We start from the raw sequence: 22,328 nt of genomic DNA, 5'->3' as shown, positions 1-22,328 counted from the left end.
GTACGACGAGTGGCGGTGTAAACGCGCGCATGGGCGAACAAGCGTGCTCAGGAATGTCGCCCGATCTGAGGACTGCGCCGGGCCCGCATTCCGATGCATTCGGGTCCGCTGCATCGGCAGCTAGGTCGCCGATGCCAGGATGCAGTATACGAGCACCGGCACGCCGATCAGCAGGATAATGAACAGAAGGTTGAGTTCCATCAATCGACCCAACCAGTTTGGCGGGCTTTCCCTCAGATCTTCCACGTCGGATTTGGAATAGTCCTGAACGACCTCCATCCGGAAGTCGTTGGAAAAGAAATGCTTCGGCCGCATTCTCAGAAAAGGTCGCGACGGATCGCTCGGATCCTGACGATCCTTACCGGAAGATGCGTGCTCGTCCGAATTTTGAATGTCGTCTGCCACTGTACGGTTTCCACTTACTCGAGATCATGGGCGCTTCGAGAGCGTCCCAAAGGTCAGATCGAATAAAGCCCGAACTCCAGCGGCGTCTGGCCGCGAGCTCGGGCTAACCGCGTGCGGCGAGTTGACCGGCGTGGTCGTGGAAACGTTTATGTGTCGCAGGAGCGTACATGAGAGTTACATCGTGGACCCGCGGTGTAATGTCAACGACCGTCGATCTGTTCACAACCGAGTCTCTGCATAGTGTAGCGGAACACGAGTTGGCCGTTCCCGTCTAACGCTCGTCTTTGAACGAACGTGATGGCGGGCCGCATTGGTCAACGGCTGGATAAGCCCAGCCCGTTTGCCTCCACGCATCCTGATCGATCCGATCGTTTCATCTTCTGTTGATGCCTGCGAAACGAGGTGCCTTCGGTCTCCGCAACATCGGCAAGGCACCACCCAAAGATGACAAAAACGTTAGATTGATAGTGACTCGCAAAAGCGACTCTTCTAGAGGGCTCCCGTCAACGGGGGTTCAGTATGAGTTTGTCGAGTATATTGTTGGCGAGTGCAGCACTGGTTGGGGCACCTTTGCCGGCATCGGCGGAAGAGCCGAAGACCGCGGAAGCCGCCAGCGGATCGGACGACGCGCAGAAGTCCGACGAGATCATGGTCATCGGCAAGAGCTATGGTCGCGCGGTCGGCAAGACCGTGACGCCGCTGAAGGACACCCCGAACACCATCACCGTGATCGATCGCGAGCAGATCGAGGCGCAGAATTTGTTCACGCTGGAGGACGCGCTGACCGCGACCAACGGCATCACCGTCAACGGCGTCGGCAGCGAGGACCCGTCGTTCTTCTCGCGCGGGTTCGCGATCACCAATTACCTGATCGACGGCGTCCCGAGCTTTGCGTTCAACTTCCCGTCCGCCGTGCCGGACCTGTTCTTCTACGACCGGCTGGAGGTACTGCGCGGCCCGGCAGGTCTGTTCAGCGGATCGGGCAATCCGGCGGGCAGCATCAACATGGTGCGCAAGCGGCCACTTGACGCGTTCAAGATGCAGGCGAGCGCCGGTGCCGGCAGCTACGACAATCTACGGTTCGAACTCGACGTCTCGACGCCGATCGGATCGAAGGCGGGCTTGCGCGTCGGTGCGATGGCGCAGGACCAGGACCAGTTCTTCGCCACCGCGCACCGCAATCGCATCGGCGGGTTCGCGGTCGGTTCGCTTGAGATCGGCGAGCGCACCACGCTGACGGTCGGCGGCTACTACGACCGCTTCCGTCCGGCGGTGCAGTCGGGGCTGCCCGGCATCATCGGCGGCGCGGACGGCAGCGACGGCAAGTTGCTGGACGTGAAGCGGTCGACCTATCTCGGCGCCGACTGGAACCGGTTCAACGCCGAGACCTGGACCGGGTTCGCCGAACTTGCGCACAAGATCAGCGACCGCTGGACGTTGCGCGCGACCGGGCTGTTCACCGACGTCGATCGCGTCGACATCTACAGCTATATCGGCAACCAGCCGGTCACCGCGACCAACGGCTCGACCAGCCACATCGCCTATCGCGGCGACAGCAAGCAGCAGACCCGCTCGTTCGACTTCAACGGCATCGGCAGCTTCCCGCTGTTCGGACGCGACCAGACGCTGATCCTCGGCACCGACTACCAAGCGAGTTCGGGTACGTCGTATTTCACCCGGCTGTCCAATTATGCGCGGATCGACGTGTATAATCCGGTGTCGCCGTTCGAGCCGCCGCTGAACCCGTATGGCGCGTCGCCCTATTATCCGGTGCAGGGGACGGGGGCGACCTGTCCCAGTTCCACCACCGCGATCACGCCCGCGCCCGCCAATTGCGCACTGCAGGTCTATGGCGGTTCCTCGACCGACGTCGAGCAATACGGCATCTACGGGCAGATGCGGCTGAGCCCGCTTGCCGGCCTGACGCTGATCGGTGGCGGCCGCGTGACGTGGTGGGATACCACGACGACCACGCTCCTGACGCCGACCAGGGTTCTGCCGCCGTCGACGCGCTACGGGATCGACAACCGCTTCACGCCCTATGCCGGGATCGTCTGGGACGTGACGTCGCAGCTCAATCTCTATGCGAGCTATGCCGACAGCTTCACGCCGCAGGCGGCACCGGTCGGCCGGGCACGCCCCGACGGGCAGCAGATCGAGCCGCTGGTCGGTGCGCAATATGAGGCGGGGACGAAGCTCTCGCTGATGAACGATCGCCTGCTGCTGTCGGCGGCGGCGTATCAGATCACGCAGACCAACCGGTTGTTCAACGATCCCGACATCCAGACCGTCGTGCTGCAGACCGGCAAGGTCCGTTCGCGCGGTATCGAGGCCGAGGCGACCGGCGAGATCCTGCCCGGCTGGCGGATCAATGGCGGCTACACCTACACCAAGACCAAGTATCTGGAGGACCAGACCACCGCGTTCGAGGGGCTGCCACTGGTGCCGATCGTGCCGAAGCACATGATCAAGGCGTTCACCAACTACGCGCCGGTCGACGGGCCGCTGGCCGGCGCGAGCCTCGGCGGTAGCGTGACGTGGTTCAGCTCGACCTTCGGCGGCAACGCGGCGGTATTCAACGCCGACGGCACGCTGCGCACCCGGTCCACCATCGTCCGCCAGCCGAGCTATGCGGTGCTCGACCTGCGCGCCGGCTACAAGTTCAACGAGCGGGTGGGTGTCTCGGTCAACGTCGCGAACGTACTCGACAAGAGCTATTACGCGCGCATCGCCGCTACCGGTCGCGGCAATTACTATGGCAGCCCGCGCACCGCGTTCGCGACGCTTCGGTACACATTCGAATGACGGCGGGCGACGCGCATGCCCGAGCGCGCTGGGCGCGACGTGGCGACATCGCGCTGCGCGTCGTCGCCGCGGTGCCACTCGGCTATGCGACCGCGAGCCTCTGGGCGATGGCGATCGCGCGGTTGTTGCCCGGTGATCGTGCCGAGGCGAGCGTCACCGCGTCGCTGATCGCGCTCGCCTTGTGCGCGCTCGCGGCGATGTGGGCATTCGCCGCGCGTAGCGGCTGGCGGGCGATCTGGACGCTGGCCATCGCCGCCGGGATCGCCGCGTCGATCGCATGGGTCTCGATCGACGCGACGGGGCGGTTATGAGCAAGGGCTTTCGACAGTCGCAGGCGTTCCTGCATACGTGGTCCGGGCTGCTGCTCGGCTGGATCCTGTTCCTCGTGTTCGTCGCGGGCACGATCGCGTTCTGGCGCGAGGGTCTCAACCGCTGGATGCGGCCCGAGATCGCGCGCGTCGAACAGCCGATGCGCGTGCTGGCCGGGTCGCAGGCATTCCTCACCGGCAAGGCGCCCGACGCCAAGAGCTGGATCATCCCGGTGGCGACCGAACGATCGCCCGGCGCGCAGGTCTTCTGGGTGCCGCAACCCAAGCCCGGCGAAGAGCGCGGCAGGCGGGGCCGGCGAGGGCGCGGCGACACGCAGGCGCTGATCGGCGCCGACGGACAGGTCGCGCAGGCGCGTGAGACGCGGGGCGGGGAGTTCTTCTACCGGTTCCACTTCGATCTCCATTACATGCCGGTGATCTGGGCACGGTGGCTGGTCGGGTTCGCGACCATGATGATGTTGGTCGCGATCGTCAGCGGGATCGTCACGCACAAGAAGATCTTCAAGGATTTCTTCACGTTGCGCCGAGCCAAGGGCCAGCGCTCCTGGCTCGACGGGCATAACGCGACCGCGGTGCTGGCGCTGCCGTTCCACCTTATGATCACCTATACCGGGCTGGTCACGTTGATGACGCTGCTGATGCCGTGGGCGGTCGTCGCCAATTATACCGATCAGAATACCGTGTTCGCCGCGCTGTTCCCGACCGCCAATGTGGTCGAGCGGACCGGCCGTCCCGCGCCTTTGATCGATCTGCGACGGATCGCCACCGACGCCGAACGCCGGCTCGGTGCGCCCGCCAGTTTCATCGAGGTCAGCGATCCCGGCGACGCCGCCGCACGGATCACGATCAGCCAGAGCGCCAATTCGATGCTGTCGTCGCGGACGCCGCGGCTGACCTATGACGGCGTGACCGGGCGCCTCGTCTGGCGTTCGCCGCCACCCGGCGCCGCCGCCGAGACCGCGGGCGCGATGGTCGGGCTCCACGCCGGACGGTTCGCAGGCACCGGCGGGCGCTGGCTGTATTTCCTGTGCGGAATTGCCGGCACGCTGATGGTCGCCAGCGGCCTCGTGCTGTGGACCGTCAAACGTCGCGAGCGCCTGCCCGACCCGACCCGGCCGCATTTCGGGTTCCGCCTCGTCGAGCGGCTCAACGTTGCGGTGATCGGCGGCTTCCCGCTCGCGATCGCGTGCTTCTTCTGGGCCAACCGCCTGGTGCCGGTAACACTCGGCGCGCGCGCGGATTGGGAGATCCACGTGATGTTCATCGCCTGGGCTATCGCCGCGGTAACGGCGTTCATCGTCAGGCCGGCGCGCGTGTGGCCGGCGCTGTTCGCGACGACCGGCGCGCTGCTCGTCGCGTTGCCGGTGTACGACGTCGTCGCGACCGATCGCGGGCTGTTTGCATCGCTGGCGATCGGCGACCTGATGATCGCGGGCATCGACGCGACGATCGCCGTGTTCGGGATCGCGTTCCTCCTGCTCGCCCGCCGCGTCGCGCGCTATCGCCCGACTGCGAAACGCGCTCGCAAGGTCAAGGCCGCTACCACCGCCAAGGTTCTGGAGCCCGCCGAATGAGCGTCCTGTCGCTTATGTTCGCCACCGCCGCGTTCGTCCTGCTTGGCCTCGCCACCGATGCGCATCATCGCCGCCGGTTCGGCGCGTGTCCGGACGCGCGGCGCCGCCGAATGCTGCGGACCGGCGGCTGGTTGGCGCTCGTCGCGAGCATCGTGCCCGCGATCCTAGCTCGAGGCTGGATCTTCGGGCCGATACTTTGCGTGGGCGCGATCATGGCCGGCGCCGGGATCGCCTTCCTCACGCTCAATTTCATCCCCGCCCGTGCCGACCCGCGGCCCTCGCGATCCTCCGTCAAAGGACTCTAGCCTATGCGTACCCTGTTCGCGGCGCTCATCCTCTGCCTTCCCGCAACCGCGCAGGCTCACGAAATCTGGATCGAACGCGACGGCACCGGCCCTGCGCGGATCTATCTGGGCGAGCCGGGCGAACCGATGCCGCCCGACGGCGATCCCGAGTTCGCCAAGCTGAAGGCGCCGCGGATACTCGCGCAGCCAGGCGCGGTCCTGACGCGGCGTACCGGGTTCCTCGAGACGAACCTGCCGGCCGGCGACGTCCGCGCGTGGGACGATACGGTGTTCGCACCCTGGGGGCCGGACGGGAAGAAGGAGGGCGTGGTCTATTACGCGCGCGCCGGTCGTGCCGAGGCGAAGGCCAGGCTGCCGTTCGAGCTCGCGCCGGTCACCGCGAACGGGTCGCGCTTCGTACTGACGCGCGACGGCAAGCCGGTGCCCGGCGCCACCGTCGCGCTGTACGCGCCCGATCGTTCGAAGACCGACCTGACGACCGATAAAGCCGGCACCATAGAAACGGGCAAGACTGACGAGACGGGCAAGTCGGGCGTCGCCAAGCCGGGACGCTATCTCCTGGTCGCCAGCAAGAAGGAGGACGGCCCGATTTCGCTGCCCGGCGGCGTCGCGCAGGCCGTGTACCGGATCACGACGACGTCGTACGTCGTACGGTAGGGCTCCGGGTGCAGGATCGATTGGCGATTGACGGCCGATCCGGCGTCACCGAAGCCGCGATCGGAATGCGGCAAGCGAATTTTGCCGATCGAGCGTGAACGGAGTCGAGGCGTGGCCGTCAGATCATCGAAGGGAACACCGGCGAAGCCGTGGGACGGCGCGGTCGTCCGCACATGGCTGGAAAGCCGGGTGGTCGCCGCGCGGGGCGATCAGGTCGTGGCGGAGCGCGGTGGCCGGGAACTTCAGGACGATTGCGACAAGGCAAGCGCCGAGGAGATGGTATGCGCGATGATGAAGGCCGGAAAGATCGCCGATCTCCAGGCGTCGTTCTCGGACACGCTGCTGCTGTTCCTCGACCGCGACGAGTATATCTGGCGCGGCGTATATAACGACACGCGGTTCGACCGGCACGTGCGGTCCTATGCCAAGAAGCTGCTCAAGATGGCCAAGACCAACGACGGCTTCGAAAACACCACGCATTACCAGTGATAATGCGCATCCGGAGACGGCGCGCTACGTTGCGGTGAACCGAAGCGCGACCTAAATGTCAGGGACTTAGCGCCAATCCATGGGAAGCCGGCCTTGACTGACATCACCGACCGCGTTGCCCCTGTCGTACCGAAGATGACGGCCGATGCCGAGCGGATCGCGGCGGAACTGATCGGCCAGGACGTCGGAACCGATCCGTTCGTCGCCGCGGTGCGGGCTACGCGCATGCCGATGATCATCACCAATCCGCGGCTGCCCGACAATCCGGTCGTGTTCGTGAACAACGCGTTCTGTCGCCTGAGCGGGTATGAGCGCGACGAGATACTCGGGCGTAACTGCCGCTTCCTGCAAGGGCCGGAAACCGACGAAGCGACCATCCAGCGCATCCGCGACGCGGTGAGGCGGGTCGAGCCTTTGGAGATCGACATCCAGAATCACCGCAAGGACGGTGAACTGTTCTGGAACCGTCTGCTGCTGGCGCCGGTCTACGACACCGAGGGCGTGCTGGCCTATTTCTTTGCCAGCCAGGTCGACGTGACGATCGAGCGGGAGCGGCTGCACGGCCTGGAGGTCAGCAACGCCTCGCTGATGGCGGAACTCACCGACCGGCTGCGGATGCAGGAGGAGCATGAGCGCGAACTGGCCTTCACGCTGAAGGCGGCACGGTTCGGCACTTGGAGCCTGGAAATCCCTACCAACCGCCTGACCGCGTCGGAAACCTGCAAGGAGATCTTCGGCCGCCCCGTGCACGAACCTTTCACCTATGAAGACCGGCTGGAAGCGATCCACCCGGATGACCGGCAGAAAAGCGTCGCCGAGGTGGAACGCTGCATCGCGGAGGGGACTGACTACGGCGTCGTCTACCGCATCATCCGGCCGGACGGCGAGATGCGATGGATCGGCTCGCGCGGGCAGCCCTTCTACAATGCGCAACACGAGGCACTGCGCATCGCTGGCGTCTCGACCGACATAACCGACCAGCGGCGTGACGACATGATGCGCGCCGCGCTCGTCGAACTGTCCGACGTGTTCCGCGATACCGACGAGCCGGACGATATCTCGTTCGCGGCGGCGCGGATCATCGGCAATACGCTGGGCGTCAGCCGCGCGGGCTATGGCCAGGTCGATACGCAGGCCGAAACCATCACGATCGCGCGAGACTGGAATGCGCCCGGAATCACGTCGCTCGCGGGCGTGCTCAATTTCCGCGATTACGGCTCGTACATCGAAGACCTCGCCCAGGGCCGCGACGTGGTGTTCGACGATGCGCGGATCGACCCCCGTACGATGGCGAACGCCGCCGCGCTCGAGGCGATCAGCGCCCGCGCCGTCATCAACATGCCGTTGACCGAGAACGGTGATCTCGTTGCCTTGCTGTACATCAATCACGAAGCGCAGCGTCACTGGCGCGAGGATGAGCTCGCGTTCATTCGCGACGTTGCCGAGCGCACGCGGATCGCGACCGAACGGCGACGCGCGGAACAGGAGCTCGCGGCACTCGCCGCATCGCTCGAACAGCAGGTGACGGCGCGGACCAGCGAGCTACAGAACGCCGAAGACGCGCTGCGCCAGTCGCAGAAGATGGAGGCGGTGGGCCAGCTCACCGGCGGCGTCGCGCATGATTTCAACAATCTGCTGACCGTCATCCGGTCGGCGACCGATCTGCTCAAGCGCCCGGATCTCAGCGACGATCGGCGCGCGCGCTATATCGAGGCGATTTCGGACACCGCCGATCGCGCGGCGAAACTGACCGGCCAGTTGCTCGCCTTCGCACGCCGGCAGGCGCTCAAGCCCGAGATCATCGATGTCGGCCAGAGCCTGCGCGTGATCTCGGACATGCTGGGCACGCTGACCGGATCGCGCATCGTGATCGGCATCGACGTGCCGGACGACGCGTGTTTCACCAACGTCGATCCGAGCCAGCTCGATACCGCGCTGGTGAACATGGCGGTCAACGCGCGCGATGCGATGGACGGGGCGGGGCGGATCGACGTCGCCGTGCGGCACGCCGCGTTCATTCCGGCGGTCCGTTCGCATCCGATGGTCCGTGGACGGTTCGTCGCGATATCGATGACCGACACGGGATCGGGCATCGAACCCGACAAGCTCGAACGCATCTTCGAACCGTTCTTCACCACCAAGGGCGTGGGGCAGGGGACCGGGCTCGGGCTCAGCCAGGTGTTCGGGTTCGCCAAGCAATCCGAGGGCGACATCACGGTCGAAAGCCAGGTCGGCGTCGGCACCACCTTCACGCTGTATCTCCCCGCAGTCGATCAGGGGGAGTCCACCGAAGCGGACGACGCTGTGGAGGATCTGGCAGACGGCCATGGTACTTGCGTCCTCGTCGTCGAGGACAATCGCGAAGTGGGCACGTTCACCACCCAGTCGCTCGCCGAACTCGGCTATGTGACGGTCTGGGCCGCCGACGCTCAGGAGGCGCTGGTCGAACTCGAGCGGGATGCATCGCGTTTCGACATCGTGTTTTCGGACGTCGTGATGCCGGGGATGAACGGCATCGAACTCGCCGAAGCGATCCGCGAGCGGTATCCCCGCCTGCCGGTGGTACTGACATCGGGGTATAGCAACGTGCTCGCGCAGAACGGGACGCACGGCTTCGACCTGCTGCACAAGCCGTATTCGGTCGAGCAATTGTCGCGCGTGCTGCGCAAGGCGACGGGCTGAGGCTGAGCGGGCAGGCGGGGCGGGCAGGCTGAGCGGGCAGGCAGGCAGGCGGCGCATCATGCTTCATGGCTTGCTTACCAATCCGCGCTACTGAGTATCCCATGCTTCAGGACGCCGCGCTTTCCGATATGGCCGAGACCGACCCCGAGGCTGATCCACGTCCTCGGTCGGCGGTCAGCCACGGTGCAGGCCTTTCAGGGCTGGTCGGCGTGCTGGCGTGGCTCGGGATCGCGCGCTGGTACGGGATGGACGGGCCGTATTCCGCGCTTATCAACGTGGTCGCGTGCGGACTGCCGATGGTGGCCTGGTCGCTGCTGGTCGACAAGGTCCACCGGAGCCCGAGCACCGGGATCGACTGGTCGACGGGCAAGCCGTGGCGCGAGACGCTCGACACCAGCCTGACCAAGCTCGCCGGGTTGTGGGCGACCTGGGCGGGGATCGCGGTCATTTACGGCGCCGGGCGGTTTTACTGGCAGGGCAATTTCGCGTTTGCGATGTGGTGCTTCACCAACGCCGCGCCGATCCTGTTCGTCGCCTCGATCCCCTACGTGCTGTGGATCGACCGGTATCTCGTCGCGCCGCGCGACGGCGCCTGGCATCTCGGCGCGTGGTTGACCGGGCAGGCAGGCGTCGAACGCGAGGCGATCTATGGCCATTTGCGCGCATGGGGGGTGAAGACGTTCTTCCTCGCCTTCATGCTCGCGATCGTGCCGCCGGGATTCGGCGATTTCGTCCGTGGCGATCTGCGCGCGGTGCTGCACGATCCGGTGTCGCTGTCGAACTGGCTGGTGACGCTGATGTTCCTGATCGACGTGGCGTTCGCGACGATCGGCTATCTGCTGACCTTCCGCCCGCTCGATTCGCACATCCGCAGCGCCAATCCCTACGCGGCGGCGTGGATGCCTGCGCTGATGTGCTATCCTCCGTTCATCCTGATGAACACCGGCGGTCCGCTCGATTACCATCCGGGCACGTCGGACTGGGCGTATTGGTTCCAGTGGCATCCGGTGCTGCTGGCGCTGATCGGGACGGTGCTGGTGGCGCTGACCGCGATCTATGCGTGGGCGACGATGGCGTTCGGCTTCCGCTTCTCGAACCTGACCAACCGCGGCATCCTGACGCACGGGCCCTACGCGGTGTCGCGGCATCCGGCGTATCTGTCGAAGAACCTGTTCTGGTGGATCTCGACGATCCCGATCCTGACGGTCGGCAGCATGGTCGATGCGGCGCGCGCGACGCTGTTGTTGGCGGCGGTCAGCGGCGTGTATTACTGGCGCGCGAAGACCGAGGAGCGCCATCTGAAGCTCGACCCCGATTATCGCGCCTATTTCGACTGGATGTCGCGTAACGGCGTAGTGCCACGGCTGTTCGCGAAGCTGCGCGGCTGATTCCCTCCCGCAAGTGGGAGGGGAGCAGTCAGAAGCTGGCCTCGTCGTAGACCTTCGAGACATCGCCGTTCCAGACGCCGTTATATCGCTCGAGCAACACTTCCGCCGGCACCTTGCCGCTCCGCACGATCTCGCGCAGCGGATCGAGGAAGCCTGTCTCGTTATCGCCAGCCCGGTTGAACCGCGCGCGTGCCGACAGCCCCGCACCCGCTAGGTCGAGAACCTCGCCGGCGATATCGCGCAGCTTTCCGCCACCGGCGATCGGCGCGTTCAGCCCCAGCTTCGGCACCGCGTCACGCAGAGCCTGACGCTCGTCGATCGTCCAGTCCTTGACCAGGTCCCACGCCGCATCGAGCGCACCCTGATCGTAGAGCAGCCCGACCCACAGCGCCGGCAGCGCGCAGATCCGGTTCCACGGCCCGCCATCGGCGCCGCGCATCTCGAGGAACGTCTTCAACCGCACCTCGGGGAACGCGGTCGACAGATGATCGGTCCAGTCGTCGAGCGTCGGCTTCTCGCCCGGCAGCACCGACAATTCGCCCTTCAGGAAGTCGCGGAACGACAGCCCGGCGGCATCGATATACTTGCCCTCGCGGTAGACGAAGTACATCGGCACATCGAGCGCGTACTCGGCGTAGCGCTCGTAGCCGAAGCCATCCTCGAACACGAACGGCAGCATGCCGGTGCGGTGCGGATCGGTGTCCGACCAGATATGGCTTCGATACGACAGCATGCCGTTCGGCTTACCCTCGGTAAACGGCGAGTTCGCGAACAGCGCGGTCGCGAGCGGCTGGAGCGCGAGCCCGACGCGGAATTTCTTCACCATGTCCGCCTCGGACGCGTAATCCAGGTTCACCTGGATCGTGCAGGTCCGCAGCATCATGTCGAGACCCATGCTACCGACGCGCGGCATGTGCCGCAGCATGATCGCATAGCGCCCCTTGGGCATCGTCGGCAGTTCGGCACGCGTCTTGTCCGGCCACATGCCGAGCCCGAGGAAGCCGATGCCGAGCTTCTCGCCCGCGGCCTTCACCTGCTCCAGGTGACGTCCGGTCTCGGCGCAGGTCTCGTGCAGCGAATCGAGCGGCGCGCCCGACAGTTCGAACTGGCCCGCGGGCTCCAGGCTGATGCTGCCGTCGGGCCCCGACATGGCGATCGCGTTTCCGCCCTCCATGACCGGCTTCCAGCCATATTGCTCCAACTCGCCGAGCAACGCGCGGATGCCACTGGGCTCATCATACGACGGGGCGTGGTGATCGCCGTTCGCATAGACGAACTTCTCGTGCTCGGTGCCGATCCGCCACGCATCCTTCGGCTTTTCGCCGCCCGCGAAGCTGGCGATCAACTGGTCGCGCGACTCGATCGTCGGGCTGGTCTTTTTCGGAGCGGGAATCGTCGTCATCGCCGCGCCTTACGCGTCGATGAACGAGGGTGCTAGAGGGGATTCGGACCAATCGGTACCGATGTCATACACCCGCCCGATCGGCGCCCCAATCGCCAGCCGCTGCCATCCACAAGGCAACCGCCGCCCCCGCCGCGGTTTCGGCTCGCAGGATGCGCGGCCCCAGCCCGATGCCGACCGCGTTCGGATGCGCACGGATCGCCTCCCGCTCGTCCGCATCGAAGCCGCCCTCGGGCCCAATCAGGATCGCCGCCGGGCCGGGTCGCCCCCGCATCGCTTCCAATGCCGGCACGCCGCCGGTCTCGTCGGCAAAGAACAGCGCGCGATCAACGGGCCAGTCGCGCAGCAACGCGGCGAGCTTCAACGGCTCGGCTACCTCGGGCAGCGCGGTGCGCCCGCATTGCTCGGCCGCCTCGATCATCTGCGTGCGCAGGCGTTCGGTATTGGGCTTGTCGACGATCGTCCGCCGCGTGACCACCGGCACCAGCCGCGCGACGCCCAGCTCGCACGCCTTCTCCGCCATCCAGTCGACGCGGCCCTTCTTGAGCGGCGCGGCGCACAGCCAAAGATCGGGCACGTCCTCGCGCGGCCGCAGCAATTCGGTAACGTCGAGCACCAGATCGCGCTTGCCGACGCTCGCCGCGATGCCGAGCCATTCCCCGGTCCGATCGTCGAACAGCTTCACCGGATCATCGATCTTCATTCGCATCACGCCCACGAGATAATGCGCCGCCGGTCCATCGACATGAAGGGGACCAGCCGAGAGCGGCGAATCGACGAACAGGCGCGGCGTGGATTGCGGCGGCCAGGCGGGGGTTGCAGGCATGCACGGCCCTTAGCAAATCCTCCCGCAGACGGGGAGGGGCGGCGGCGCCCGGATGCTAAGCCGTTTCCTCTTTCCCCGGTCGCGTTGGATTTCAGCCTGTTCTACCGGCCGGAAATCTGGCGCGATCCGATGGACGTACTGAAACTCTGGCAAGGCGGGATGTCGCTGTATGGCGGGTTCCTCGGAGTGATCGTCAGTTTGGTCGTGTTCACCTGGCGCCGTCGCCTCTCGCTGCTTCGCGTCTGCGATTATGTAGCGTGCGCGACGACGTTTGGGCTCGTGCTGGTACGGATCGCCAATTTCGTGAACGGTGAGTTGTGGGGCCGGCCGAGTTCGCTGCCCTGGGGGGTCATCTTCTCCGGCACGCAGGACGGCATCCCCGCCATCCGAGCCAGCTATACGAGGCCGCGCTCGAGGGCGGCGTGACCATGATCGTGCTCGCATATCTGTTCTGGCGCACCGACGCTCGGTTTTGTCCGGGACGGCTGCTCGGCACCGGACTGATCCTCTACGGCACCGCGCGGTTCCTGCTCGAATTCGTCCGCCAGCCCGACGCCGGACTCGATCACCTGTGGTGGGGACTGACGATGGGGTAAACGCTGAGCGTACCGATGATCGTGGCGGGTATCTGGTTCTGGGGGCGGTCCAATACGCGATCGTCCGTCACGCCCGCGCCTGCCTGACTATCGGCCGAGCACCTCCTCAACCCAAGCCGGCACCAGCACCCCAGCCGCACCGATCCGCGTCTGCTCGAAGAACACGCTCCCCATCGAAGGATCGAGGTTCAGTTCCAGCGTCCGCGCCCCATGATACGCAGCGGTCTGCACGAACCCCGCCGCCGGATACACCGCGCCCGACGTGCCGATCGACACGAACAGATCGGCCTTCGCCAGCGCGGCCTCGATCCGCTCCATCTGGTACGGCATCTCGCCGAAGAACACGATGTCCGGCCGCAACGCCGCCGCCCCGCACGCGCCGCAAACCGACCCCTCAGGCAACGCCCTCGTCCAAGGCTCACGCGCGCCGCACACGGCACACAAGGCCGACAACAACTCGCCATGCATATGCAGCATCCGCGTCGCCCCCGCTCGCTCGTGCAAATCGTCGACATTCTGCGTGACGATCAGCAGCTCGCCCTCCCAAGCCGCATCCAGCCGCGCCAGCGCATGGTGCGCCGCGTTAGGCTGGACCGTCGCCAGAGCCGCGCGTCGCAGATCGTAGAACCGGTGCACCAGTTCCGGATCCGCCGCGAGCGCCTCGGGGGTGCACACGTCTTCGACACGGTGCCCTTCCCACAAGCCGCCCGGCCCGCGGAACGTTGCGATCCCGCTCTCCGCCGAGATGCCCGCGCCCGTCAGGACGACGATGTTTCTTATATCCTGCATCAGCACATTCTAGGCGGGGCAGCGCCGCGCGGAAAGCCGAAGTCGGCCTCCCGCCGCCGAAATGGCCTTCCGGTCGCCCGCACGCCCTGTCCATGCGATGCGACCGATTGTCCCTTCCGGCGTTGAGATACATCGACCATATCATCATGGCCGTCTGCGAACCGATCGCCGGTGCCGTCTCGGCGCTACGCTTTGATATTGTGAAGGATTTACTGCGATGTTGACGAAAAAGCTGATGCTGCTGAGCGGCGTGGTCGCGGTCCTCGCCGGCTGTGGTCAGACGACTTCGACGGACTCGAACACCACGACTGCGAACATCGCCATGGGCAACACCAGCGCAACGGCGAGCGCGACCCCGGCTGTCAACCGCGTCCGCGGCGTGATCACCGCAATCGGCGCCGACGCGCTCACCGTCCAGACCTATGACGGCAAGTCGGCCACCGTGCCGCTCGACGCCAACACCAAGTTTGCCTGGGTGGTGAAGTCCGACCTGTCGACGCTCAAGGACGGCGACTTCATCGGCACCGCGACGACCGGTCCCGACGACGCGCTGCGCGCGGTCGAACTGGTGATCTTCCCCGAGGCGATGCGCGGCACCGGCGAGGGTCATTATCCCTGGGACGTCCCCGGCGCGGTCGCGGCTGCAGGCGGCGGCACGAACGGGTCCAGCGCAATGACCAACGGCACCGTCGACGGGCAGAGCGCGATGACCAACGGCACTGTCGATGGCCAGAGCGCGATGACCAACGGCACGGTCGCGCAGCAGAGCGGCATGACCAACGGCACCGTTACCGGCGGCGCAGGCAAGCCCGGCGAGACCAAGCTGAGCATCTCGTACAAGGGCGGCAAGGCACAGGTCGTCGTTCCCGTCGGCACGCCGATCGTCCGGTTCGAGCCGGCCCAGCGCACGGTCCTTGCCAAGGGCCAGAAGCTGTTCGCGATCATCTCGCCGGGCTCCGCGGGCGCCAGGTCGGTCGCGGTCGGCAAGGACGGCCTGACGCCACCAATGTAATCGAACTAACAGTTTGATATAACTAGGAAAGGCCGGGGTGGCGCTGAGGCCATCCCGGCCTTTTCCATTTGGCGGCACCGGATACGCCAGGGCACGTTGGTGTGACCTTATCGTAACCTTTGGCCGTTTGCGCCCCGATCACCGCAACGACCCCGTCTTCAAAAATCACGCGATCGCCGCTAAGACGTCTGCAAACCTGTATCCGTAAAGGCGCTGCATGACCGTCATCACCGAAGCCGACCTGATCGAAAGCGTCGCCGACGCACTCCAGTTCATCAGCTACTACCACCCGATGGATTACATCCGCGCGCTGGGTGTCGCGTACGAGGCCGAGCAGAGCCCCGCCGCCAAGGATGCGATCGCGCAGATCCTCACCAACAGCCGGATGTGTGCGGAGGGCCATCGCCCGATCTGTCAGGACACCGGGATCGTCACGATCTTCGTCAAATGGGGCCAGGATTGCCGCCTCGAGTCGACCCGCTCCTTGCAGGAGGTCGTCGATGAGGGCGTGCGGAAAGCCTATCTCAACCCCGAGAACAAGCTGCGTGCGTCTATCCTCGCCGACCCCGCCTTTACCCGCCGCAACACCAAGGACAACACGCCGAGCGTGATGCATGTCGAGATGGTGCCCGGCAACACCGTCTCGATCGACGTCGCGGCGAAGGGCGGCGGCAGCGAGAACAAGTCGAAGTTCAAGATGATGAACCCGAGCGATTCGATCGTCGACTGGGTGCTCGAGATGATCCCGCAGATGGGCGCGGGCTGGTGCCCGCCCGGCATGCTCGGGATCGGCATCGGTGGCACCGCCGAGAAGTCGATGATCCTCGCCAAGCAGTCGCTGATGGGCTCGATCGACATGGCGCAGCTGAAGGCGCGCGGGCCGAAAAACGACATCGAGGCGCTGCGGATCGAGATCTACGACAAGGTCAATGCGCTCGGTATCGGCGCGCAGGGCTTGGGCGGGCTGTCGACCATCCTCGACGTCAAGATCTTCGACTGGCCGACGCACGCCGCGTCGAAGCCGGTGGCGATGATCCCCAACTGCGCCGCCACGCGCCACGCGCATTTCACGCTCGACGGCTCGGGCCCGGTGTATCTCGAAGCACCGAAGCTTGAGGAATGGCCGGATGTGAACTGGACACCCGACAAGGCCGCGATCCGCGTCGATCTCGACACGCTGACGCCCGAAATCGTGCAGACCTGGAAGCACGGCGACCGCCTGCTGCTCAACGGCAAGATGCTGACCGGGCGCGACGCGGCGCACAAGCGGATCAAGGACATGCTCGATGCGGGCGAGCCGCTGCCGGTCGATTTCAGGGGGCGCGTGATCTATTATGTCGGCCCGGTCGATCCGGTCGGCGAGGAAGTTGTCGGCCCGGCGGGACCCACTACGGCGACGCGCATGGACAAGTTCACGCGGATGATGCTCGACCAGGGCCTGCTGGCGATGGTCGGCAAGGCGGAGCGCGGCGCCGATGCGACCAAGGCGATCGCCGAGGCCAAATCGGCCTATCTGATGGCGGTCGGCGGGGCGGCCTATCTGGTCGCCCGCGCGATCAAGGGTTCGAAGGTCGTCGGCTTTGCCGATCTCGGAATGGAAGCCATCTACGAGTTCGAGGTTGCAGACTTCCCGGTCACCGTCGCGGTCGATTCCGCGGGCGAGAACGTCCACCAGCTCGCGCCTTTGGTCTGGCGCGAGAAGATTGCGCGTGAAGGGTTGCTCACGCCGGCATGACGATGCGAGCAAGCAGAAGGGGGCCGGCGCCCGTCCGGCGGATCGTGGCCATCCTCCTTCTGCTTGCCGTCGCGGTCGTTTACGCGCCGCAGTTGCTAGCGTTTCCGTATAAACAGCACGTCGGCACCGTCACCATCTATGCCGAGCGCCCGATCGATCCGCGGATCGCGAGCGAACTGGCGCGCGCGGAAGGATTGCTGCGCGCCAGTCCGATCTACACCGGTCCGCTCGATCGATCGTTGTTCCTGACGGACGGTGGCTGGCGGTGGCGCCTTCTGGCAATTCAGTCCCCGGGCGCCTTTGCATTCCGCCGGCCGTTCAGTTCGGCGATCGTGTTCAACCGCAGCGACGTCGCCGCCGACCGCGTGACGAACGGTCGTGCGATCGGCGGCACTCGCACGCTGTCCGGCGTGATCGCGCACGAGACGACGCACATCATGATCGCCAACCATCTTGGCGAAGTGCGCAGTGCTATGCTTCCGACTTGGCAGCAAGAGGGGTATGCGGATCATGTCGCGCGCGCGAGCAGTCTGACGGACGCGGAGGCCGCCAGCCTTCGACAGACCGATCCGGCTGCGCCGGCGCTGGTATATTACGATGCTCGCCGACGGGTGGCGGCGGCGTTGGGCGCCAAGCGCGGATCGGTCGACGCGTTCTTCGCGGGCGGCTGAACGAAGCCGAGCCCGGAACGCACTCTGGCCAGTCCTGTTGGTAATACGACCTTATCGGAGCACGCTTATCATGCCCAAGACCGCAATCGCCCTCGTCGCAGCCTTCGCCCTCGCGACAACGGCGTCGGCCCAGACCACCGCGCCACAATCGGCGTCGACTCAGGGTGGCCTGGGCAGCCTCGGGGGACTCGGCGGTCTGCTAGGTGGCGCGTTGCCGAACGTCGGATCGATCGGCGCGGGCAATGCTGCCGGGTTGCTCGGCTATTGCCTGAAGAACAATCTGCTCGGGCAAGGCGGTGCACTTGGCGCCTTAACTGGCGGGCGGAATGCAGCGTCACGAACGGGCAGCGCGAAGGCCCCGGCCACCGGCGCGCAGTCGATCCTCCAGCGCCTGACCGGACGTCAGGGCGTGCAGACTTCGCCGGGCTATGCCGCGGGGCAAGACGGGGAGGTGCAGGCGCCGAACGGCCAAGCGTTTTCGCTCGACGATCTCGGCGGGCAGGTGAAGACGCGGATGTGCAGCATCGTCCTCAACCGGGCGAAGTCGTTCCTGTAGGGCGGCGGTCTTGGGCGGCCGGCGCCTCTACGGGGCAATGCGCCGCCTGTGCACCTGAACCAGCATGTTTCCCCGCGAAGGCGGGGATCCAGACTGGGCTCCCGCCTTCGCGGGAGAACAAGGACGTGCGCTGCCCCTTCGATCTGTCACGGACGGCGGCGTGCCAAACGTCCCGGAATCTCTGGATAGTTTCGGCCATACAATGCCGCAAAACTTAACCGATCAAGTACGTAGCGCTGTGGAGTCTGGAACTGGCCTCACATTAGGCGGCGCGGGCCGGGCAATGGTTTTGCCCCGAGCGCAGCATGCCAACACGCCCCGTAGTTCTCACAAACGAAAAGAGGCTGCCGGATCATCTCACGACGAACCGACAGCCTCCTGACATGGTCAGCGGCCGGAGAGCTCCAGCCCGGAGGACCATGCGTACCGCTTATCCTGTGACACACGCGTTGACTGGGAGAGGATACTCCCCACGCATGTCGGCGGCGTTAGCGGTGCGTCCCCCGAACGAACCGAACCGAACTCACTGCTGAACCATGAGACATCGGATCACCTCCTTTCGCTTGTTGAAACAACGCGGCCAAGCCTGACCGCAACGCCAATGTGTGCCGACCGCGCCTACGATACAAGCCTTGTTTTACGGAAGTTTTCGGGCAATCCTGTGCGACTGCCACTTCACCGAAATCAGCCGCGGCAATCCTCGGTGACGCGCTCGATCTCAGCCCAGGCGGGCACGACGAGCGGCGGTAGGCCGGCCTGCTGGACGACGAACCGCCCGCGACTGAACCCCATCGCCTCCAGCAACGAATCGTTCGGCATCAGTGCGGCCGCGACATAAGGTGGCGTGCCCCCGGTCGGCTGTACCGACACCGCGCGCGTCACGCTCGACGTGCGGATCGTCAGCGGCGTCGGCGTGCTGCCCGCGCGCGACAGATAGACCTGGCGCGCCGCCGTGTCGCAGCGCAGCGTCAACGACGCATCGGCATTGGCCGGCCCGAACAATGCGATCGAACCGCGCGCGTCACGGCGATACACCCACGTCCCCGGCGAATACGGCCAGTCACGCCAGTCCGCGGCAATCGGAACGGGGCGGGGCGCTGGCGCCGGGGGCGGGGCCACCGGGCGTGGAGCGGGTGGCTCCGTACGGGGCGGCGCGACGCAACCGGCGATCGACGCGAGCGTGGCCAGGCCGGCAAGTCGCGCCAGAACGAGGGGGCTGGCAAGCGATCGCAAGCCGACGAGGGAAGGGGACGGAGTGCGCATCGCATCGCTATGCGGCACCCCCGGCGGTCGCTCAAGTACGACGAAGCGCGCTAGCCGGGAACCGCCGCACGGTGATACCGGTTCAGCGACGGAAGAAATCAGGAGAACGTCCATGTCCGATACCGCCGCCCAGACGCCGACTCAGCTGCTCGTCCAGTCGAACATCTCCGGCACGATGAAGGTCGAGAGCCGCGACGGCGACAATGTCGGCTCGGTCCACGCGTTCATGGTCCACAAGGGCACCGGCCGCGTCACGCACGCGGTGCTCAGCCTCGGCGGCTTCCTTGGCATGGGCAAGAGCTTCTACCCGTTGCCCTTCTCGCTGCTTCAGTTCGACGCGGTCCGCGACCTCTACGTCGTCACGATCGACAAGCGCGTCCTCGAAGGCGGTCCGAGCTGGGCGAATAATGCACCGGTCTTCGACCAAGCCTATGCCGACCGCGTCGCTAGCTACTACGGGTCGAACAGCGAAGATCTCGTCGTCGGCTAGGCTACGTTTCGACCGGTGCGGGTAAATTGCCCGCACCGGTAACTTTCGCGGTCACCGCGACCGCGATCCCCCCATCCGCATCTTCTGGCTCTTGCCGTAGCGCGTTTTCCGCGTGCCCGGCTTGCCCTCGTTCGAACGTCCCATGACCGGCGCCTTTTGCTGGTCGACCGGCAGGCCCAGCTCCTCGTTTTCCAGCTGGCGGATTTCATCGCGAAGACGCCCGGCGGTCTCGAACTCGAGATCGCTCGCCGCCTTGCGCATCTGCTTTTCGAGATCCTCGATATACGCGCGGAGGTTGTGGCCGACCATGTGAGGCCGGTCCTCGTCGATCGGGATCGTCACCTGATCCTGGCTCGCGACGTGCGCGATGATGTCGCCGATGTTGCGGCGGATCGTCGTCGGGGTGATACCGTGCTCGGTGTTGTACGACACCTGCTTCTCACGCCGACGCGAGGTTTCGTTCATCGCGCGCTCCATCGATCCGGTGACGCGGTCGGCATACAGGATCACGCGGCCGTCGACGTTGCGCGCCGCGCGACCGATCGTCTGGATCAGCGACGTTTCGGAGCGCAGGAAGCCCTCCTTGTCCGCATCGAGGATCGCGACCAGCCCACATTCGGGGATGTCGAGCCCCTCGCGCAGCAGGTTGATGCCGATCAGCACGTCGTACACACCGAGCCGCAGGTCGCGGATCAGTTCGATGCGCTCCAGCGTCTCGACGTCGCTGTGCATGTAGCGGACCTTGATCCCCGCCTCGTGCATGTACTCGGTCAGATCCTCGGCCATGCGCTTGGTCAGCGTGGTGACCAGCGTGCGGTAGCCGAGCGCCGTGGTCTTGCCGACCTCGACGATCAGGTCCTGGACCTGTTCCTCGACCGGCTTGATCTCGACGGGCGGATCGATCAGCCCGGTCGGGCGAATGACCTGTTCGGCGAACACGCCGCCGGTCTGCTCCATCTCCCAGCTGCCGGGGGTCGCCGAGACATAGGTCGTCGGCGGGCGCATCGCGTCCCATTCGTTGAAACGTAGCGGACGATTGTCGATCGCGCTCGGCAGGCGGAAGCCATACTCCGCGAGCGTCAGTTTGCGACGGTGATCGCCGCGCGACATGCCGTTGATCTGGCCGATCGTGACGTGGCTTTCGTCGACGAACAGCAGCGCGTTGTCGGGGAGATATTCGAACAGCGTGGGTGGCGGCTCACCCGGCATGCGGCCGGTGAGGAAGCGCGAGTAATTCTCGATCCCTGCGCAGCTACCAGTCGCGGCGATCATCTCCAGGTCGAAATTGGTGCGCTGCTCCAGCCGCTGCGCCTCCAGCAGCTTGCCCTCCAGCACCAGTTCCTTCAGCCGCTCGGCCAGCTCGTGCTTGATCGCCTCGCCCGCCTGCTTGAGCGTCGGGCCGGGGGTCACGTAATGCGAGTTCGCGTAGACGCGCACCGAGTTCAGCGACGCGACCTTCTTGCCGGTCAGCGGATCGAACTCGATGATCTCCTCGATATCGTCGCCAAAGAACGAGATGCGCCACGCGCTGTCCTCGTAATGCGACGGGAAGATCTCAAGCGTATCGCCCTTCACGCGGAAATTGCCGCGCTGGAACGCCGCGTCGTTGCGCTTGTACTGGAGCGCGACGAGCTTTCGCACGATCTCGCGCTGGTCGACCGTCGTGCCCTTTTTCAGGTCGAAGATCATCGCCGAATAGGTCTCGACCGAGCCGATGCCGTACAGGCACGACACCGACGCGACGATGATCACGTCGTCGCGTTCGAGCAGCGCGCGGGTGGCGGAATGCCGCATTCGGTCGATCGACTCGTTGGTCGAGGATTCCTTCTCGATGTACGTGTCCGAGCGCGCGACATAGGCCTCGGGCTGGTAATAATCGTAATAGCTGACGAAATATTCGACCGCGTTGTCGGGGAAGAACGATTTCATCTCGCCATACAGCTGCGCGGCCAGGATCTTGTTCGGCGCGAGGATCAGGGCAGGGCGCTGGACGCGGTTGATGACGCTGGCCATCGTGAAGGTCTTGCCCGAGCCGGTGACGCCAAGCAGCACCTGGTCCTTCTCGCCGTCGCCGATCGCGGAGACGAGTTCGGCGATCGCGGTAGGCTGGTCGCCCGCCGGTTCGTATTCGCTGACGAGGTTGAATCGCTTGCCGCCCTCGACCTTGTCGGGACGCGCGGTCGGGCGGTGCGGCACGAAGGTGTCGCCGGTTTCGGGCTCGGCGAGGCTGGTGCGGATCTGAATGGCCATCGAGGGGGAATATGGGGAACATGGCCTGAGTCGGCAACGGCCACGGGACCTGTTTGGCCGATGCCAAGTTTAGCTGTTGTTGACCCGTCCGGCTCGCGCCCATA

21 protein-coding genes are annotated in these 22,328 nt (G+C 65.5%); 15 read left to right on the top strand and 6 right to left on the bottom strand.

The features are described 5' to 3' along the window. Nucleotides 1–120 precede the first annotated feature (120 nt). A complete protein-coding gene (locus IFT67_RS09710; RefSeq protein WP_192146861.1) occupies nt 121–405 on the bottom strand; it encodes a hypothetical protein in 285 nt (94 codons plus the stop codon). Nucleotides 406–924: 519 nt separating this feature from the next. On the opposite strand from IFT67_RS09710, the gene IFT67_RS09705 reads away from it, so the two are divergent. From IFT67_RS09705 to IFT67_RS09670, 8 genes are all read left to right on the top strand, one after another. Then, nucleotides 925–3,210: a TonB-dependent siderophore receptor gene (locus tag IFT67_RS09705; RefSeq protein ID WP_197983022.1), complete on the top strand. Its 2,286-nt coding sequence runs from the start codon at nt 925–927 to the stop codon at nt 3,208–3,210. Beyond that, a complete protein-coding gene (locus tag IFT67_RS09700) occupies nt 3,207–3,521 on the top strand; it encodes a hypothetical protein (protein WP_192146859.1) in 315 nt (104 codons plus the stop codon). Before IFT67_RS09705 ends, IFT67_RS09700 begins: the two co-directional genes overlap by 4 nt. Beyond that, nucleotides 3,518–5,113: a PepSY-associated TM helix domain-containing protein gene (locus IFT67_RS09695; protein ID WP_192146857.1), complete on the top strand. Its 1,596-nt coding sequence runs from the start codon at nt 3,518–3,520 to the stop codon at nt 5,111–5,113. The genes IFT67_RS09700 and IFT67_RS09695 overlap by 4 nt, the downstream gene beginning before the upstream one ends. Continuing rightward, a complete protein-coding gene (locus IFT67_RS09690) occupies nt 5,110–5,418 on the top strand; it encodes a DUF3325 domain-containing protein (protein WP_192146856.1) in 309 nt (102 codons plus the stop codon). The genes IFT67_RS09695 and IFT67_RS09690 overlap by 4 nt, the downstream gene beginning before the upstream one ends. A 3-nt stretch (nt 5,419–5,421) precedes the next feature. Continuing rightward, on the top strand, nt 5,422–6,075 hold the full coding sequence (locus IFT67_RS09685; protein WP_192146854.1) for a DUF4198 domain-containing protein: 654 nt from the start codon (nt 5,422–5,424) through the stop codon (nt 6,073–6,075). A 111-nt stretch (nt 6,076–6,186) separates the two neighbouring features. Then, nucleotides 6,187–6,564 carry a hypothetical protein gene (locus IFT67_RS09680; RefSeq protein ID WP_192146852.1) on the top strand — a complete coding sequence of 126 codons (378 nt, stop codon included), beginning with the start codon at nt 6,187–6,189 and terminating at the stop codon, nt 6,562–6,564. Nucleotides 6,565–6,657: 93 nt separating this feature from the next. Further along, complete coding sequence (locus IFT67_RS09675) at nt 6,658–9,246, top strand: PAS domain-containing protein (RefSeq protein ID WP_244647311.1); 2,589 nt, start codon at nt 6,658–6,660, stop codon at nt 9,244–9,246. 101 nt (nt 9,247–9,347) lie between these two features. Beyond that, a complete protein-coding gene (locus IFT67_RS09670) occupies nt 9,348–10,634 on the top strand; it encodes a methyltransferase family protein (protein ID WP_192146850.1) in 1,287 nt (428 codons plus the stop codon). A gap of 28 nt (nt 10,635–10,662) precedes the next feature. On the opposite strand, the gene IFT67_RS09665 is transcribed toward IFT67_RS09670, so the two are convergent. Both IFT67_RS09665 and IFT67_RS09660 read right to left on the bottom strand, forming a co-directional pair. Next, nucleotides 10,663–12,036, bottom strand: coding sequence for a glutamate--cysteine ligase (locus tag IFT67_RS09665; protein WP_192146848.1), 1,374 nt, complete (start codon nt 12,034–12,036; stop codon nt 10,663–10,665). A gap of 64 nt (nt 12,037–12,100) precedes the next feature. Further along, the gene (locus IFT67_RS09660; protein ID WP_192146846.1) at nt 12,101–12,862 is read right to left on the bottom strand and encodes a 16S rRNA (uracil(1498)-N(3))-methyltransferase; all 762 of its coding nucleotides are present in this window, start codon (nt 12,860–12,862) and stop codon (nt 12,101–12,103) included. 84 nt (nt 12,863–12,946) lie between these two features. Here IFT67_RS09660 and IFT67_RS09655 point away from each other — a divergent pair, with 84 nt between their 5' ends. Continuing rightward, nucleotides 12,947–13,288 carry a prolipoprotein diacylglyceryl transferase gene (locus IFT67_RS09655; RefSeq protein WP_192146844.1) on the top strand — a complete coding sequence of 114 codons (342 nt, stop codon included), beginning with the start codon at nt 12,947–12,949 and terminating at the stop codon, nt 13,286–13,288. A gap of 2 nt (nt 13,289–13,290) precedes the next feature. Then, complete coding sequence (locus IFT67_RS20985; RefSeq protein ID WP_446740812.1) at nt 13,291–13,458, top strand: prolipoprotein diacylglyceryl transferase family protein; 168 nt, start codon at nt 13,291–13,293, stop codon at nt 13,456–13,458. A gap of 87 nt (nt 13,459–13,545) precedes the next feature. On the opposite strand, the gene IFT67_RS09645 is transcribed toward IFT67_RS20985, so the two are convergent. Next, entirely contained in the window at nt 13,546–14,247 is a 702-nt protein-coding gene (locus IFT67_RS09645) for an NAD-dependent deacylase (protein WP_192146840.1), read from the bottom strand. A 217-nt stretch (nt 14,248–14,464) separates the two neighbouring features. Here IFT67_RS09645 and IFT67_RS09640 point away from each other — a divergent pair, with 217 nt between their 5' ends. The 4 genes from IFT67_RS09640 to IFT67_RS09625 all read left to right on the top strand — a co-directional run bounded on the left by IFT67_RS09640 (nt 14,465) and on the right by IFT67_RS09625 (nt 18,221). After that, on the top strand, nt 14,465–15,259 hold the full coding sequence (locus IFT67_RS09640) for a hypothetical protein (protein WP_192146838.1): 795 nt from the start codon (nt 14,465–14,467) through the stop codon (nt 15,257–15,259). A gap of 217 nt (nt 15,260–15,476) precedes the next feature. Next, nucleotides 15,477–16,994, top strand: a complete 1,518-nt coding sequence (locus tag IFT67_RS09635) for a fumarate hydratase (RefSeq protein ID WP_192146836.1) — start codon at nt 15,477–15,479, stop codon at nt 16,992–16,994. A gap of 44 nt (nt 16,995–17,038) precedes the next feature. Beyond that, nucleotides 17,039–17,665, top strand: coding sequence for a hypothetical protein (locus tag IFT67_RS09630; RefSeq protein ID WP_342450597.1), 627 nt, complete (start codon nt 17,039–17,041; stop codon nt 17,663–17,665). 70 nt (nt 17,666–17,735) lie between these two features. Then, a complete protein-coding gene (locus IFT67_RS09625; protein ID WP_192146834.1) occupies nt 17,736–18,221 on the top strand; it encodes a DUF2501 domain-containing protein in 486 nt (161 codons plus the stop codon). 684 nt (nt 18,222–18,905) lie between these two features. Here IFT67_RS09625 and IFT67_RS09620 read toward each other — a convergent pair. Then, the gene (locus IFT67_RS09620; protein WP_244647310.1) at nt 18,906–19,484 is read right to left on the bottom strand and encodes a hypothetical protein; all 579 of its coding nucleotides are present in this window, start codon (nt 19,482–19,484) and stop codon (nt 18,906–18,908) included. A 112-nt stretch (nt 19,485–19,596) separates the two neighbouring features. Here IFT67_RS09620 and IFT67_RS09615 point away from each other — a divergent pair, with 112 nt between their 5' ends. Continuing rightward, the gene (locus tag IFT67_RS09615) at nt 19,597–19,974 is read left to right on the top strand and encodes a PRC-barrel domain-containing protein (protein WP_107963156.1); all 378 of its coding nucleotides are present in this window, start codon (nt 19,597–19,599) and stop codon (nt 19,972–19,974) included. Nucleotides 19,975–20,025: 51 nt separating this feature from the next. On the opposite strand, the gene uvrB is transcribed toward IFT67_RS09615, so the two are convergent. Then, nucleotides 20,026–22,224 (bottom strand): excinuclease ABC subunit UvrB, encoded by a 2,199-nt coding sequence (uvrB, locus tag IFT67_RS09610; protein ID WP_192146832.1) that lies wholly within the window; start codon nt 22,222–22,224, stop codon nt 20,026–20,028. Nucleotides 22,225–22,328: the final 104 nt, after the last annotated feature.

Origin of the sequence: Sphingomonas sp. CFBP 13728 (genome assembly GCF_014841895.1) — a bacterium.
GTDB lineage: Bacteria > Pseudomonadota > Alphaproteobacteria > Sphingomonadales > Sphingomonadaceae > Sphingomonas.
Note: the sequence above shows the minus strand (reverse complement) of the source record. Positions and strands in the feature narration are given on the sequence as shown.